This window comes from Actinomadura sp. 3N407, assembly GCF_052245875.1.
GTDB lineage: Bacteria > Actinomycetota > Actinomycetes > Streptosporangiales > Streptosporangiaceae > Spirillospora.
Map to the genome: position 1 here is coordinate 779,137 of NZ_JBQQBP010000001.1, position 12,988 is coordinate 792,124.

Below are 12,988 nucleotides of genomic sequence, written 5' to 3' on the forward strand. Positions count from 1 at the left end.
TCTCGCTTTCCGCCGTGCCGACTCTTCGTCGGACATGCTGTCCGCCGGCCCGCACCCCTGCCGAAGTCGGCGCACCAGAGTTAGGATCGCGATCTAGAATCAGGTTCGGGTGTGCCGGAGGAGTCATGGCGAAGATCATCGAGCACGGCACCTGGAACCTGAGGCCCGCGGACGAGGACCTGCACGACCCCGGCCCGGAGCCGCTGTGGAACGAGTCCTACTACTTCGACTTCGCCGCGCCGGACGGCTCCGTCGCGGGCTACATGCGGCTCGGCCTGTACCCGAACTGGGACCGCGCCTGGTACTGGGCCGCGCTGGTCCGCCCCGGCCGCCCCGCCCATTTCCCCCGCGCCCTGTGCCGCTTCGACATCGAGGACGGCCGCACCGGCCACGGCTGGACGGAATGGCACCAACCCCCCGACTGGCAGGACCACGGCTGGTCCCATCTCGCCGAGGAGAGCCCATGACCCGACCGGTCTCCGGCGCCGGCGACCTGACCGCGTCCTGGGTGAGCGACGCCCTCGCCACGAAGGTCACCGCCGTCCGCGCCGAGCCCGTCGGCACCGGCCAGGTGTCCGACAGCCTCCGGCTCTTCCTCACCTACGCCGGCCCCACCGGCCTACCGGCCACCATGGTCGCCAAGGTCCCCGCCGCCGACCCGTCCAGCCGCGCCGCCGCCCGCGCCATCCGCACCTACGAGGTCGAGTCGAGCTTCTACGCCGAGATCGCCGGCCGTCTCGACGCGGGCATTCCGACCTGCTACTTCGCCGCCTACGACCCCGAACCTGACGAGTACGCCGTCCTCCTGGAGGACCTCGCGCCCGCCGTGCCGGGCGACCAGCTCGCCGGCGTCACCGCCGAGGACGCCGCCGCGGCGATCGACGAGATGGCCGCGCTGCACGCCGCCGGCTGGGACGACCCCGCGCTCGCCGCCCTGCCCTGGCTCAACCGCCACGACGCCGAGTCGGCCGCCTTCACCGCCGCGATGGTCACCGGCCTGTACGACGGCTTCAAGGAACGCTACGCCGCCGACCTGGACGCCGGCGTCATCGCCCTGATCGAAGACTTCCTCCCCTCGATCGGCGCCTACCTGGCCGACCGTGAGGGCCCGTCCACCCTCTTCCACGGCGACTTCCGCGCCGACAACCTCCTGTTCGGCGGCCCCCGCACCGCCGTCCTGGACTGGCAGACCTGCGCCTACGGCCCCGGCCCGGCCGACCTCGCCTACTTCCTCGGCTCCAGCCTCCCCACCGAGTCCCGCCGCACCCACGAACGCGCCCTCGTCGAGCGCTACCACAAGGCCCTGACCGCCCGCGGCGTCCGTCTCACCTGGGACGACTGCTGGGACGCCTACCGCCGCCACGCCTTCCACGGCATCGTCATGGCCATCGGCGCCTCCATGATCGTCGAACGCACCGACCGCGGCGACGAGATGTTCCGCACCATGACCACCCGCCACGCCCACCACGCCCGCGACCTCGACTCCCTCACCCTCTCGCCCTGAACGCACCGGCGACCGCCAATGCTCCAGAAGATCAGGGACTGGGGGAGGCCGAGACCACGCGGACCGGCTGCAGACCCTTCCCGCTTTCGGCAGCAGCCCGCCCCGGCGCGAACGAAAGCAGCGGGGCCTGCGCTGGGCCCTGGGGCCCTGTTTTCGGGTTTCGCCTTGACATGAATGGACGTCGTCCAATCTACTGGGAGCGCTCCCAAGGATTGACGTCCGCAGGCGTTCATCCGACGTGGGAGCGCTCCCATGATTAGTTGCAAGTGGGACCACGGGGCTCGGTGCCCGCCGTTGCGCGGCGCCGTGGGAAAGGTGTCGGACAATGACCGTAAGCGGCGGGGCCTCGGTCTCTCAGGCACCACCCGGTGACGGTGGGCCGGATTCGGCGGGCGATGACGCGGCGCCGGCCGAGTCCGGCCGATGGGGGGCGCACGCCTGGTGGATCGCTCTTGCCGCAGGTGTGCTCGGCGCCTCGGCCGTGTGGCTGTTCCTGCCGCGTGGGCGTGACATCCAGGCGGTGTGGGAGCTACCGGTCAAACTACTGGTGTTCGCATGTCTGGCCTGCGGAATCGCGCTCTTCCCGTGGCCGTCCAGGGTCCCCTATTGGGTGCTGTACGCGCCGTTCGTATTCTTTGTCGGCTACCTCTTTCCGCGGATCAGCGGCTTCTACTACCTGGATGGCGAACGCGCCCACGGCGACAGTTTCTACACCCATCTTTACCTGCTGCTTTATCCGGGCGCGGTACTCACCATCGCCGCCGCGTACAGGCTCGGCGGCGGGACGCCCGGCCGGTGCCTGAAGGTCGTCTTCACCGGCATCGCCGTCATCTTCTCCGGCTTCCTGGACCTCATGTGGTACGTCGTCAACCCGGTCGGCGTTCCGCAGGAGATCGACGCCCCGCACATCAATCTGATCACCGGCGGACCGATCTCGTTCGGCGCGACGGTCGTCTTCGCGCTGGCCCATATTCCGATCATCGTCGGGTTCAACCTGCTGCCCCTGGACCGCTGGATCGGGCGCCTGCTCGGCATCGGGCGGGTCCGTACCTGAGCGGGAAGGGAACACCATGCCTACGTACGGGGACGCGTCCGGCGCCATCGAGATCTCCGTGGCGGCGCCCGCCTACAACGAGGCGGAGAACATCGCCGCGGCGGTGACCGAATGGCGGACCTACCTGGAACGCGACACGGCGATCGCCGCGTGGGAGATCGTCGTATGCGACGACGGAAGCACCGACGCGACCGGTGACATCCTCGAAGAGCTGCGCGCGGACTGCCCCGAACTGGTCGTCGTCCGGTTCGACCGCAACCGGGGGGCGGGCGCCGCGATCCGCGCCGCGATCGCGCACACGCGGATGGAGTGGGTGCTGCTCTTGGACTCCGACGGCCAGTTTCCGATCGCCAACCTCGACCGGTTCCTCGGGCTCGTCCGGGCCGGTGAGGGGACGGCGTTCTCCGGCGCCCGGATCCGGAAGGCAGACGACGCCGCCCACCGGTGGGGCTCGGCGGCGAGCGGCGCGGTCAGCAACGTCCTGCACCGCACCCGGTACCGCGACTTCAACTCGATCTTCAAGCTGGTGCACGGCCCGCTGCTGCGCGCGCTGCCGCTGGAGGCCGGCGGGATGAACTGCTCGACAGAGATCACCGCCCGGGTCGTCGAGCTCGGCCGCACCTGGGTGGAGATCCCGATCGAGCACCGGGCACGGGCCGGCGGCGGACGCGGCTGGCGGTACTGGCGGGGCGCCCGCGACCGGGCGCTGCTCGTCGGCTACCTCGGCTACCGGCACTGGCTGCTGCGGCGGGGAGTGCTGCGCGCCCCGCCCGCCGGCGACCTGGAAGGGCGCGCCGCCGGGGAGATCCGGTGAGCACCGCGGTCGCGATGTTCAGCGGCGGGCGGGGCGGCGCCGCGATCGCGCGCCGGCTGCTGCGCACGCCCGGGATCCGGCTGTCCCTGCTGATCAACGGCTATGACAACGGGATGTCCACCGGTGCCCTCCGCCGCTATCTGCCGGGGATGCTCGGGCCGTCGGACTTCCGCAAGAACCTCCTGCTGCATCTGGACGCCCGCAATCCGGGGCAGGCGGCGCTGGCCTCCGTCCTGGAGCACCGCCTTCCGGACGGCACGACGCCGCGCGATCTCGCCGAGTTCGTCGACGGGCTCGCCGTCGACCTCGTCGAGGGATGCCATGCGCTGCCCCGGCGGCCGCGCCTGGCGGTCGCCCGGGACCTGGCGGTCTTCCTGGAACGGCTCGGCACCGGCGCCGGCCGTTTCGACCTCGCCGACTGCGCGCTCGGCAACCTGGTGTTCGCCGGCGCCTACCTGCGGCTGGAGGAGGACTTCAACGCGGCGGTCCGCTCGTGCGCCCGGACGTTCGGGTCCCCGGTACGGCTGCTGAACGTGACCGGTGGTGAGAACGCGCACCTGGTGGCGCTCAAGGAGGACGGGCGGCTGCTGGCGGACGAGGCGGAGATCGTCGCGCCGCAGGACCCGTCGCCTATCACCGACCTGTTCCTGCTCCGCGAGCCGGTCCGCGACCGGGACGAACTGGAGGCGATGCCCACCGGGCGGCTGCGGCGGGTCCTGGCCGGCCGCCGTGCCGAGGTGTCGCCGCATCCGGAGGCGCTGGAGGCGATCCGGGACGCCGACCTGATCGTGTACGGGCCCGGCACCCCGCATTCGTCGCTGTATCCGAGCTACCTGACGCCGGGGGTCGCGGACGCGGTCACGGCGAGCCGTGCCGCGGCGAAGGTGCTGGTCGTCAACATCCGGGAGGACCACGACGTCCGGGGGCTGAGCGCGTCGGGGCATGTCGGCCGCGCCCTGCTCCACCTCGGCGACCCGTTCAACGAGCGGCGGACCGTCACCCATGTCCTGTGCCATGCGGGGGCGGACGTCCCGGCGGTGCCGGTGGACGTCCCGGAAGGCGGCGCCTGGGCGAGGGCCCGGTGGGTCAGCGCGGACCTGGAGGATTCCGCGCGTCCGGGTACCCACAGCGGCCGGCGCACCGTGGACGTCCTCACCGCCCTGGCGGGCATTCCCGCCGAAACGCCGCTGGAGGAGGCCGGATGATCTGGCTCTGTGACCTCGACGGGACGCTCGTGGACTCCGCCCCCGCCCACGACGCGGCCTTCCGCGCCGCGCTCGCGGAGATCGCGCCCGACCTGCTGGGTTCTTTCCGCTACGACGATCACGCGGGCGCGGGCACCGACGAGGTCGCCGCCGTCCTCGGGCTCGGCACGGACGACGCCCGGCGGCTGATCCGGAGCAAGCGACGGCACTACCGCGCCCATGTCGACGCGGGGAAGGTGGCGCCGTTCCCGGGGGCGCACCGTTTCCTCGCGGCCCTGGCCCGGCGCGATCAACCCGCGTACCTGGTGACGAGCGGCAGCCGCGGCTCCGTGGAGCGGGTGCTGGCGGCCTGCTCGCTGAACGGGTGCTTCCGCGGTGTCCTCACCGGCGACGACGTCCCGGTGAGCAAGCCGAATCCGGCGTTCTACCTGCGCGCCTGCGAACGGTGGGGCTTCGGGCCGGCGGAGGCGGCGGCCGTGGAGGACTCCGTCCACGGGGTCGCCTCCGCCGTCGGAGCGGGGCTGGTGACCTTCCAGGTGCACGCGGCCGGGCCCGCCCCGGGCGCGATTCACGTGGGCGGACTGGACGACCTCGTGGCCCTTGCCGACCTGGCGGTCCGGCCGTGACCGGCTCCGTGTGCGCGGTGATTCCGGCGGCGGGACGCGGGACGCGGCTCGGCCTGGACGTTCCGAAGATCATGCTGGAGATCGCCGGCGGCGTCACCGTGTGGCATCTGCTGTACCGCCGGCTGCTGCCGTACACCGGCCATGTCCACGTGGTCGTGGCGCCCGAGGCGGAGGGGCCGTTCCGGCGCCTCGCCGCCGACGAGATCGGCCGCGGCACCGTGTCCGTGAGCGTCCAGCACGAGCCGACCGGTATGGGCGACGCCGTCTTCGGGGCCTCCGGGCACTGGGAGTCCCATGACGGGATTCTGGTCGTCTGGGGCGACCAGGCGAACCTGTCCGAGACGACGGTGCGCCGCGTCGTGGACGCTCACCGGCGGGCGCCGGGGCTCACCGTTTCGCTCGTGCCGATGCCCGATCCGTACGTCGAGTACGAGTTTGCGGGCGGTCGGCTGCTGCGGGTACGGCAGTCCCGCGAAGGCGACGATTGCCGTTCCGGCGGGCTCAGCGACGTCGGCGTGTTCTGCCTGAGCACGGACGGGCTCGAAACGGCCTGGAAGGACTACCTCGCCGACGCCGCCCGGGGCACGGTGACCGGAGAGATCAACTTCCTGCCGTTCCTGGCGTACCTGTCGCAGAACCGTGGCCGTGTCGTGAACCCCGTGCACGTGGACGATCCCGACGAAGCGCGCGGCATCAACACCGCGGAAGACCTGGAGTTCGCCCGGCGGGTTCACGCGGGGTCCGCGAAGTGAAGCCCGCGCGGACGGGATCGCTGCTCGGCGGGCACGGATGGGCGGCCGGGCCGACGCTGCTGAGCAGCCTGGCCAGCGGCACGGCCGCCGGCACCACGCTCGTCATCGCCCGGGGCGCGGGCCCGCGGGAGTTCGGGCACTTCACCCTGGTTCTGACGATCGCGCTGATCGTCGCCGTGGGCATGCTGATGAGCCTGCACTACGTGATGCTCCAGGAGTTGCCGCGCGCCGAGCCCGCGGACCGTCCGGCCCTGGTGGCGACGGCGTTCCTGTCCACGCTGGCGCTCGGCGGCGGCCTCACCGCGGCCGGGGCCCTGCTCTCCCCGATCCTCGCCGTTCCGGTGGGCGTCGACGCTCGGACGCTGTGCCTCTCGTTCGCGCTCGGGCTGTCCCTGGCGTTGAACCAGCTGACCGAGGGCCTCCTGCGCGGCCTGAAGCGGTACACGTTCGTGGCCACCCTCAAGCTGGCCGTGGCCGTCGCCTACCTGGCCGGTTCGTCGTTCTGCCTGCTGGTCCTCGACATCCGTGACGGCGAGGTCTACATCTTCGCGCTGATCGCCACGAACGTCGCGTTCGTTCTGGTGGCGGTGCCGAGCCTGGGGATGGTCCCGCGCTCGTGGTCGTGGACGTCGGCGCGCTCGCAGTACCGGCTCGGCGCCTACATGACCGTGATCGCCGCGCTGACCGGCGTCCTGTTCGGGATCGACGTGATCTTCCTGAACCACTGGGCGGGGAAGGGTGACGTCGGTGTGTACTCCGTCTACAACGGCTTCCCCAAACGGCTGCTCGGGGTGCTGTTCACCGACGGGATCGGCTTGGTGCTGCTGCCGGCCCTGGCGGTGGCTGACAAACCGGCCGTGATGCGCCGCATCGCCCGGATCACGCCGCTGGTCGCCGCGGGGACGGCGGCTGTGGCGTTCGCGGCGAGCACCGTCTTCTTCTTCCTGCTGGGCGGCGGGTATCCGTACTCGCTCGGGCTGATGGCGCTGTCGTCGCTGGGCATCGGACTGCACACGGTCTTCAACCTGTACTCCGTCGCCCTGTCGATGGACGGAGTGCGGGGCGCGCGGCTCCTGGTCGGCTGCCTCGCGGCCGGCGCGCCCGCCGCGCTCGCCTGCCTGGCGGCGTGCGTCGCCTGGTGGGGGCTGACCGGCGCGCTGGCGGGCTTCGCGCTGGGCAACGCGGTTCTCGTTGCGGTGGTGGGCACCGCCGCGGCCAGGGCGTACCGGCGGACGGACCCGCCCCGGCGGCCCGCCGCGCAACAGGCGGAGACCGAACGCGTGGAGGCGCAGCGGTGAGGATCGCCTACATCGTCAACCAGTTCCCGCCGAGCGTCACCACCGGGCTCGGCCGGTACGTCGAGCTGATCACGCCGTATCTGGCCCGGGAGCATCGGCTGGCCGTGTGCACGCTGAACGACGGCCGCGGGCCCGTGCACCACGCGAGCGGAACGGTCACCGTGTACCGGCCGCTCGGCCGCGTCCTCGGCGCGATCAACCGCCGGCGGCGGCTCAACCGCACCCGCGGGATCGAGTTCCTGCTTCTCACCCTGAACGTCGTGGTGAGCAACTGGCGGTACTTCCTGCGGCTGCGGCGCCTCGGCCGGGACGAGCGGCCCGACCTGGTCGCCGTCCACGACACGACGAACTTCCTGTGCGGCCTGCTCTGCCACTACGTGCTGCGGCTGCCGGTCGTGCTGCACGTCCACACCACCGAGTACGGAATAGCCCCGCAGCGCAGCATCTCCGACCCACTGCGCGTGTTCGCGGCGGTCGAGCGGTGGCTGGCGCGGGTCGCGCGGCGTGTCGTCGTCCCCACTCCCGAGGTGCGCGACCAGCTGACCGCCGCCGGCTGGGACCGGACGCCGATCGACGTCGTGTACCTGGGCGGGACGTTCGAGCGGGTCCTCGCCGATCCCGCGCTCGACCGGGACGAACTCCGCCTCGGCGCCGCCGCCCTGCGGTCACGCCTCACGATCCCGCCGGACGACCCGGTTCTCCTCTTCGTCGGGCGTCTCGAACGGCAGAAGGGGATCTACGAGCTGCTTGAGGCGATGCGGAGCGTCCGCAAGGACGTCCCCGGGGTGCGCCTGGTGCTCGTCGGGGAGGGAGACGACGCGGGAGTCGCGCGCATCGTCGCCGAGACGGGACTGGACGGGCACGTCCTCACCTCCGGCGGGTTCGTCGGCGGGCGGGCGCTGCTGGAGTACTACGCGATGGCCGACGCCTGCGTGTTCCCTTCCCTCTTCGAGCCGTTCGGGCTTGTCGCGACCGAGTCGATGGCGCTGGCCAGGCCGACGATCCTCGGTGCCGGGTTCTCCCGCGTCTTCCTCGGCGACGCGGACCGGCCCGCGGCACGCTTCATCGCCGGCACCGGACCGGACGCCGTCGCCGACGCCGTGACCGAGGTGCTGACCGACCCGAAGCTCCGAGCGGCGCTCGCCGAGCACGGGGAACGGCTCGTCCGGGAACGGCTGAGCTGGGCAAGGACGGCCAGTGAGACCCTCGCCGTCTACCGTGCGGCGCTGGGCGGCCGGCCATGACGACCGTTTCCGTGGTCGTCCCCTGCTACAACGCGGCGAAGACGCTGCGCCTGTGCCTGGAGGCGGTGCTGGCCCAGACCCGGCGCCCGGACGAGATCGTCGTGGTCGACGACGCGAGCGGCGACGACTCCGCCGCGATCGCCGCAGGGCTCGGCTGCCGCGTCCTGCGGCTGCCCGTGAACCGCGGCGTCTCGGCCGCCCGGAACGCGGGCGTCGGCGCCGCCATGGGGGACGTCCTGTTCTTCCTCGACTCCGACGTGGAGCTGCGCCCGGACGCGGTGGCGAACGCGCTGCGGATCCTGAAGGACGATCCGGAATGCGGGTGCGTCCAGGGCGTCTACGAGCCCGAGCCCCTCATCGACGACGGGCCGGCCGAGTGGTACCGCATCCTGCACGCCGCACACTGGCGCCGCCGCCATCTCGGCGATGTCACCGGCGTCGTGTTCGCGCTCGCCGCCATCCGCCGCGACGTGCTGCGGGCCGTGGGCGGGTTCGACGAGACGCTGCGCGACTGCGAGGACGTCGAATACGGCGGCCGGCTCGCGGGCACGTGCCGGGTCGTCCTCACCGACGAGGTGCGGGGACGCCACGACGACGCGAGCCGCCTGCTGCCGATCCTCGCCGAGCAGTGGCGCCGGGCCGTCCCGCTCATTCCGCTCGCGCTCACCGCGTCCAGGCGGGGCGGCGGGCAGCCGGAGCACGCCAACCGTCCCGCCGGCATCCTCGCCTGCGCGCTCGCGGTGGCCTCTCTGCCGCTGGGCCTGCTGCACCCGGCCCTCTTCGCGCTGCCCTTCGCCCTGCTGGCCTGCTTCGCCGCCGTCGATCCGGCGCTGCTGCGCTTCGTCCACCGGCACCGCGGACCCGCGTTCACCGCCTATTTCGTGACGGTTCACTTCGCGGTCCACGTGGTGCTGGTCTCCGGCCTGGCCTTCGGCTCCCTCCGCCTCCTCCCGGGCCTGCGGCGGCCGTCGGCACGGCGGTTCAGGCTTCGGTGGCGCCGGTGAGGCCGTAGCGTTCCTGGTCGCAGGGGCGGGGCGCCTCGGGGCCGTCGCGGCCGAGGCGCAGCATCCGGGAGACGCGGACGGTGCGGAACTCGCGGCCGCGCGCGGTGATGTGGTGGCCGGGCGCTGATCGGATCTCCGTGGCGAGCGCGGTCCACTCGGCGAGTTCGGCGGGGGCGGCGGGGTCGCCCTGGAACTCGCGGAGCCGGGGGAGCAGGTCGGTGAAGTGGCGTGCCAGCCGGTCGCGGGCCTCGGCGGGATCGTCGCCGCCGGTGATGGGCGCCCAGGAGTCGCCGTCGGTCTCCACGACGATGAAGGTGGGCGGGAGCAGGACGACGCCGGGGTGCGTCTGGATCGCGTGGCGCGCCTCGGCGCGGACCAGGTCGGGGACGGTGCCGGGCACGGGCATCCGCGCGACGAGGTTCAGCCGCAGTTGCGCCTCCCACTGCCCGCACGGCGCCGGCGGGTCGATCAGGTGGCCGCGCAGGAGTTCGTCGCCGGCGAGGTCGGCGTCGGTGGAGCGGGGCGGCTCCATGACCCGGTCGCCGATCAGGACGAACTTCTCGACCCGGATGATCCGGTAGCGGCGGTCGACGATCTCCCATTCGTCCTTGGCGAGCTGCTCGCCCTCCTCGGGGTCGAGCCGGCCGGCCGCCGCCAGCATGGCCTCGGCGGTCTCGGGGTCCTTCTCCTCGGCCGCCGCCGTCCGCAGGTCCATGGCGAGGCCGTACCGGGCGGCGGACGGATCATCGGAGCCGAGGGATCCAATTCGCCACTCTTTTCCTATTTGTACCGCATGCCCAAAATTGGGGGAGCCGGCGGGGAGAATCTTGGGATACTGGAGAATTCGCTCACCGAGTTCCCGGTCGCGCACCGCCGCGACGGGATCGAGCTGGGCGACCACATTGATGTAGTCGTACCCGTGCATCAGCGGGAAGGTCATGCCCGCATCCTGGCCGGACGGCCCGCCCGCGCGCATGATTTTGGCGATATCCACCGGCCCGCCTCGCGGCAATTAACCGGAAATGGCGATATTGTGCATCGGCCTGCCGGACGCGGCCATAGGGTTAGGAATCGATGGTGTCGGAATCTTCGGATTGTTCGGCCGGCGGCGCGGCGTCCGTCCCATTGCGGGATCTGCCGAACCAGGTCGGGACCTCGCGTTCGCTGTCGAAGCCCCGCGCCACGATCACGTCGGTGGACGAGTGCGCCAGGATCGACAGCGCGATCGTCACGGCGACGAGGTGGAAGATCTCGTCGGCGGCCGAGATGCCCGATTTCAGGACGATCAGCCCGTACACCACCGAGGCGAACCCCTTGGGCCCGAACCACATCACCGCGGTCTGCTCGCGGGCGGTCAGCTTCGACCCAAGGAACGACACCCAGATCGCCACCGGCCGCGCGACGACGAGGGCCAGCACCGCGAACACCCAGCCCGTCCAGCCGACGTCGCCGAGGAACGTGGGGGACAGCAGCGCACCGAACACCACCAGCGCGGCGAGCTTCAGCAGCTCGGCGATCAGCTCGCCGAACTCCTCGAAGGACTCCTTGTACTGGTCGCCGACCGTCGCCACCGTCACCCCCGCCGCGAACGCGGCGAGGAACAGGTTGCCGTGCGTGGCCTGTGCCAGCGCGAGCACCAGCAGCCCGATCGCGAGGGCGTTCAGCGGCTTGTACTTCGGCGACACCGCGAACAGCCGGGTGCGTTCCAGCGCGAGCGCCGCCAGCGGCACCGCCACGCCGATGACCAGCCCGCTGGCCAGCTCGGCGCCCAGCGTGCCGATGTGCAGGTCCTCCGAGCCCTGCGCGACCGCCAGGAACACGATCACGAACGGCAGGATGAGGCCGTCGTTGACGCCGGACTCCACGTTCAGCAGGTGGCGCAGCCGCGGCGGCACCTTCTCGTTGCCGACCAGCGCCGCCGCGAACACCGGGTCGGTCGGGGTGAGCACCGCCGCGATCAGCAGCGACTCGATCCAGTCGAGGCCCACCACATAGTGCGCGAGGAGCGCGGTGATGAGCAGTGTCAGCGGCAGGCCCCAGCCGAGTGCCCGTCCCGGCAGCCGCCACGCGCTCCGCAGGTCCTTCCAGCCGGCGTGCATGCCGTCGGTGAACAGCACCGCGAACAGCGCCAGCTCGGCCAGCGTGTTGACGATCTCGTCGTCCGGGCTCAGCGTGATGACGTTGCCGATGCCGTCGCCCAGCAGGAAGCCGCCCACGAGGAACAGCGCCGCCGTCGACAGGACGGTGCGGTGGGCCAGGCTCGACACCAGCACCGCCAGCAACAGCAGGGCGGCGAAAACCAGCAGGAGGTTCGTCATCACCGGAATCCTTCAGGGGTCGACTGACGTACTGCCGACCAGACTTCCCGGCGCACCGCCCAAACTCTAACGTTCCCGTCTCCTCAGACGTAACGCCGGGCTCAGTCGTTCAGGGTGATGGCGACCTTGACGTCGTCGGGGCGGGGCGTGAACGCGTCCTCGAAGCCCTCTAGCGGGACGCGGCGGGATACCAGCCGCCCGAGCCAGTCCAGGTCGGCCCGCGCCAGGGCCCGCGCCGCGTCCTCGTAGTGGCCGAGGCCGGCGTTGACCGACCCGATGATCGCGTCGTTCTCCAGGACGATGTCGCGGTTGAGGCCGCCCGCGTCCACGGTCACGTGGCGGCCGGCCGACGACACCCCGGTCAGGCAGACGATCCCGTACGCGGCGTTGTTCGCCATCGCCCCGAGCACGAGCTCGGACGCGCCGGTCGCCTCGATGACCACGTCCGGCTCCGTGCCGCCGACCGCGTTCTCCAGGCCGTCGTGATGGTAGGCGGCGCCGAGGTCGGCGACCAGCCCCGGCTTCGGCCCTTCGGTGACGCGGTCGAGGACGTGCACGTCCAGGCCGCGCTGCACGCCCAGCAGCGCGGCCAGCAGCCCGATCGGCCCCGCGCCGGTCACCAGCACCTTGCGCGGCTCGAACCACGCCCGCCCGCCGACCTTCTCGATCTGGTCCCACGCCTTCGCGACGATCGTGGCCGGCTCCATGAGCACGCCCACCTCCGCCAGCCGCGGGTCGAGCGTGACGGCGTAGTCCGCCTCCACCGTCCACACCCGGCTCGCGAAGCCGTGGAGTTCCTTGATGCCGCGCTCGGTGTAGCGGCCGTTGCGGCACATGTCGAACTCGCCGTGCGCGCACGCCTCGCACGGCACCGGGTCCGGCCGGCGCACGACACCGACGACGAAGTCACCGGGGGAGAAGCCGCTGCCGAACGGGGCGTCCCGCACCCGGCCCAGCGACTCATGCCCGATGACCAGCCGGTCGTGGCCGGGCGGGGCGAAGCCGTACTCGCCGGCCGCGATCTCCCTGTCGGTGCCGCACACCCCGACGGCGAGCCCGTCCACGAGAAGGTCGTTCTCCCCGGGCTCCGGCTCGGGGACGTCCGTGACGGCGAGTGAGCCGGGCTCGCCCGGCAGGACGGTCAAGGCGCGCATGGCGTTCTCCTTCCA

13 protein-coding genes are annotated in these 12,988 nt (G+C 72.0%); 10 read left to right on the top strand and 3 right to left on the bottom strand.

Annotation, left to right across the window (positions count from 1 at the left end; genetic code table 11):
* The first annotated feature begins 125 nt into the window (after nucleotides 1-125).
* The 10 genes from ACTWPP_RS03715 (at nucleotide 126) to ACTWPP_RS03760 (ending at nucleotide 9,501) form a co-directional block, all read left to right on the top strand.
* The gene (locus ACTWPP_RS03715) at nucleotides 126-467 is read left to right on the top strand and encodes a DUF7064 domain-containing protein (protein WP_443102619.1); all 342 of its coding nucleotides are present in this window, start codon (nucleotides 126-128) and stop codon (nucleotides 465-467) included.
* Nucleotides 464-1,504, top strand: coding sequence for a phosphotransferase (locus ACTWPP_RS03720; protein ID WP_443102620.1), 1,041 nt, complete (start codon nucleotides 464-466; stop codon nucleotides 1,502-1,504). Before ACTWPP_RS03715 ends, ACTWPP_RS03720 begins: the two co-directional genes overlap by 4 nt.
* 325 nt (nucleotides 1,505-1,829) lie before the next feature.
* The gene (locus tag ACTWPP_RS03725) at nucleotides 1,830-2,558 is read left to right on the top strand and encodes a hypothetical protein (protein WP_443102621.1); all 729 of its coding nucleotides are present in this window, start codon (nucleotides 1,830-1,832) and stop codon (nucleotides 2,556-2,558) included.
* A gap of 16 nt (nucleotides 2,559-2,574) precedes the next feature.
* Nucleotides 2,575-3,372 carry a glycosyltransferase family 2 protein gene (locus ACTWPP_RS03730; RefSeq protein ID WP_443102622.1) on the top strand — a complete coding sequence of 266 codons (798 nt, stop codon included), beginning with the start codon at nucleotides 2,575-2,577 and terminating at the stop codon, nucleotides 3,370-3,372.
* Entirely contained in the window at nucleotides 3,369-4,577 is a 1,209-nt protein-coding gene (locus tag ACTWPP_RS03735) for a 2-phospho-L-lactate transferase CofD family protein (RefSeq protein WP_443102623.1), read from the top strand. Before ACTWPP_RS03730 ends, ACTWPP_RS03735 begins: the two co-directional genes overlap by 4 nt.
* Nucleotides 4,574-5,203 carry an HAD family hydrolase gene (locus ACTWPP_RS03740; protein ID WP_443102624.1) on the top strand — a complete coding sequence of 210 codons (630 nt, stop codon included), beginning with the start codon at nucleotides 4,574-4,576 and terminating at the stop codon, nucleotides 5,201-5,203. Before ACTWPP_RS03735 ends, ACTWPP_RS03740 begins: the two co-directional genes overlap by 4 nt.
* A complete protein-coding gene (locus tag ACTWPP_RS03745; protein WP_443102625.1) occupies nucleotides 5,200-5,955 on the top strand; it encodes an NTP transferase domain-containing protein in 756 nt (251 codons plus the stop codon). Before ACTWPP_RS03740 ends, ACTWPP_RS03745 begins: the two co-directional genes overlap by 4 nt.
* The gene (locus ACTWPP_RS03750) at nucleotides 5,952-7,253 is read left to right on the top strand and encodes a lipopolysaccharide biosynthesis protein (protein ID WP_443102627.1); all 1,302 of its coding nucleotides are present in this window, start codon (nucleotides 5,952-5,954) and stop codon (nucleotides 7,251-7,253) included. Before ACTWPP_RS03745 ends, ACTWPP_RS03750 begins: the two co-directional genes overlap by 4 nt.
* On the top strand, nucleotides 7,250-8,497 hold the full coding sequence (locus ACTWPP_RS03755; protein ID WP_443102628.1) for a glycosyltransferase family 4 protein: 1,248 nt from the start codon (nucleotides 7,250-7,252) through the stop codon (nucleotides 8,495-8,497). The genes ACTWPP_RS03750 and ACTWPP_RS03755 overlap by 4 nt, the downstream gene beginning before the upstream one ends.
* The gene (locus tag ACTWPP_RS03760; RefSeq protein ID WP_443102629.1) at nucleotides 8,494-9,501 is read left to right on the top strand and encodes a glycosyltransferase family 2 protein; all 1,008 of its coding nucleotides are present in this window, start codon (nucleotides 8,494-8,496) and stop codon (nucleotides 9,499-9,501) included. Before ACTWPP_RS03755 ends, ACTWPP_RS03760 begins: the two co-directional genes overlap by 4 nt.
* Here ACTWPP_RS03760 and ACTWPP_RS03765 read toward each other — a convergent pair.
* The 3 genes from ACTWPP_RS03765 to ACTWPP_RS03775 form a co-directional block, all read right to left on the bottom strand.
* On the bottom strand, nucleotides 9,479-10,441 hold the full coding sequence (locus ACTWPP_RS03765) for a DUF5954 family protein (protein ID WP_443102630.1): 963 nt from the start codon (nucleotides 10,439-10,441) through the stop codon (nucleotides 9,479-9,481). The two genes, ACTWPP_RS03760 and ACTWPP_RS03765, sit on opposite strands and share 23 nt — an antisense overlap.
* 124 nt (nucleotides 10,442-10,565) lie before the next feature.
* A complete protein-coding gene (locus ACTWPP_RS03770; protein WP_443102631.1) occupies nucleotides 10,566-11,819 on the bottom strand; it encodes a cation:proton antiporter in 1,254 nt (417 codons plus the stop codon).
* A gap of 101 nt (nucleotides 11,820-11,920) precedes the next feature.
* On the bottom strand, nucleotides 11,921-12,973 hold the full coding sequence (locus tag ACTWPP_RS03775; protein ID WP_443102632.1) for a glucose 1-dehydrogenase: 1,053 nt from the start codon (nucleotides 12,971-12,973) through the stop codon (nucleotides 11,921-11,923).
* Nucleotides 12,974-12,988 lie beyond the last annotated feature (15 nt).

What these genes read in the sequence shown, in the direction of transcription:
- ACTWPP_RS03760 (WP_443102629.1), top strand. Translation starts at nt 8,494, where the DNA reads ATGACGACCGTTTCCGTGGTCGTCCCCTGCTACAACGCGGCGAAGACG.
- ACTWPP_RS03765 (WP_443102630.1), bottom strand. Translation starts at nt 10,441, where the DNA reads ATGACCTTCCCGCTGATGCACGGGTACGACTACATCAATGTGGTCGCC.
- ACTWPP_RS03715 (WP_443102619.1), top strand. Translation starts at nt 126, where the DNA reads ATGGCGAAGATCATCGAGCACGGCACCTGGAACCTGAGGCCCGCGGAC.
- ACTWPP_RS03775 (WP_443102632.1), bottom strand. Translation starts at nt 12,973, where the DNA reads ATGCGCGCCTTGACCGTCCTGCCGGGCGAGCCCGGCTCACTCGCCGTC.
- ACTWPP_RS03720 (WP_443102620.1), top strand. Translation starts at nt 464, where the DNA reads ATGACCCGACCGGTCTCCGGCGCCGGCGACCTGACCGCGTCCTGGGTG.
- ACTWPP_RS03730 (WP_443102622.1), top strand. Translation starts at nt 2,575, where the DNA reads ATGCCTACGTACGGGGACGCGTCCGGCGCCATCGAGATCTCCGTGGCG.
- ACTWPP_RS03740 (WP_443102624.1), top strand. Translation starts at nt 4,574, where the DNA reads ATGATCTGGCTCTGTGACCTCGACGGGACGCTCGTGGACTCCGCCCCC.
- ACTWPP_RS03770 (WP_443102631.1), bottom strand. Translation starts at nt 11,819, where the DNA reads ATGACGAACCTCCTGCTGGTTTTCGCCGCCCTGCTGTTGCTGGCGGTG.
- ACTWPP_RS03725 (WP_443102621.1), top strand. Translation starts at nt 1,830, where the DNA reads ATGACCGTAAGCGGCGGGGCCTCGGTCTCTCAGGCACCACCCGGTGAC.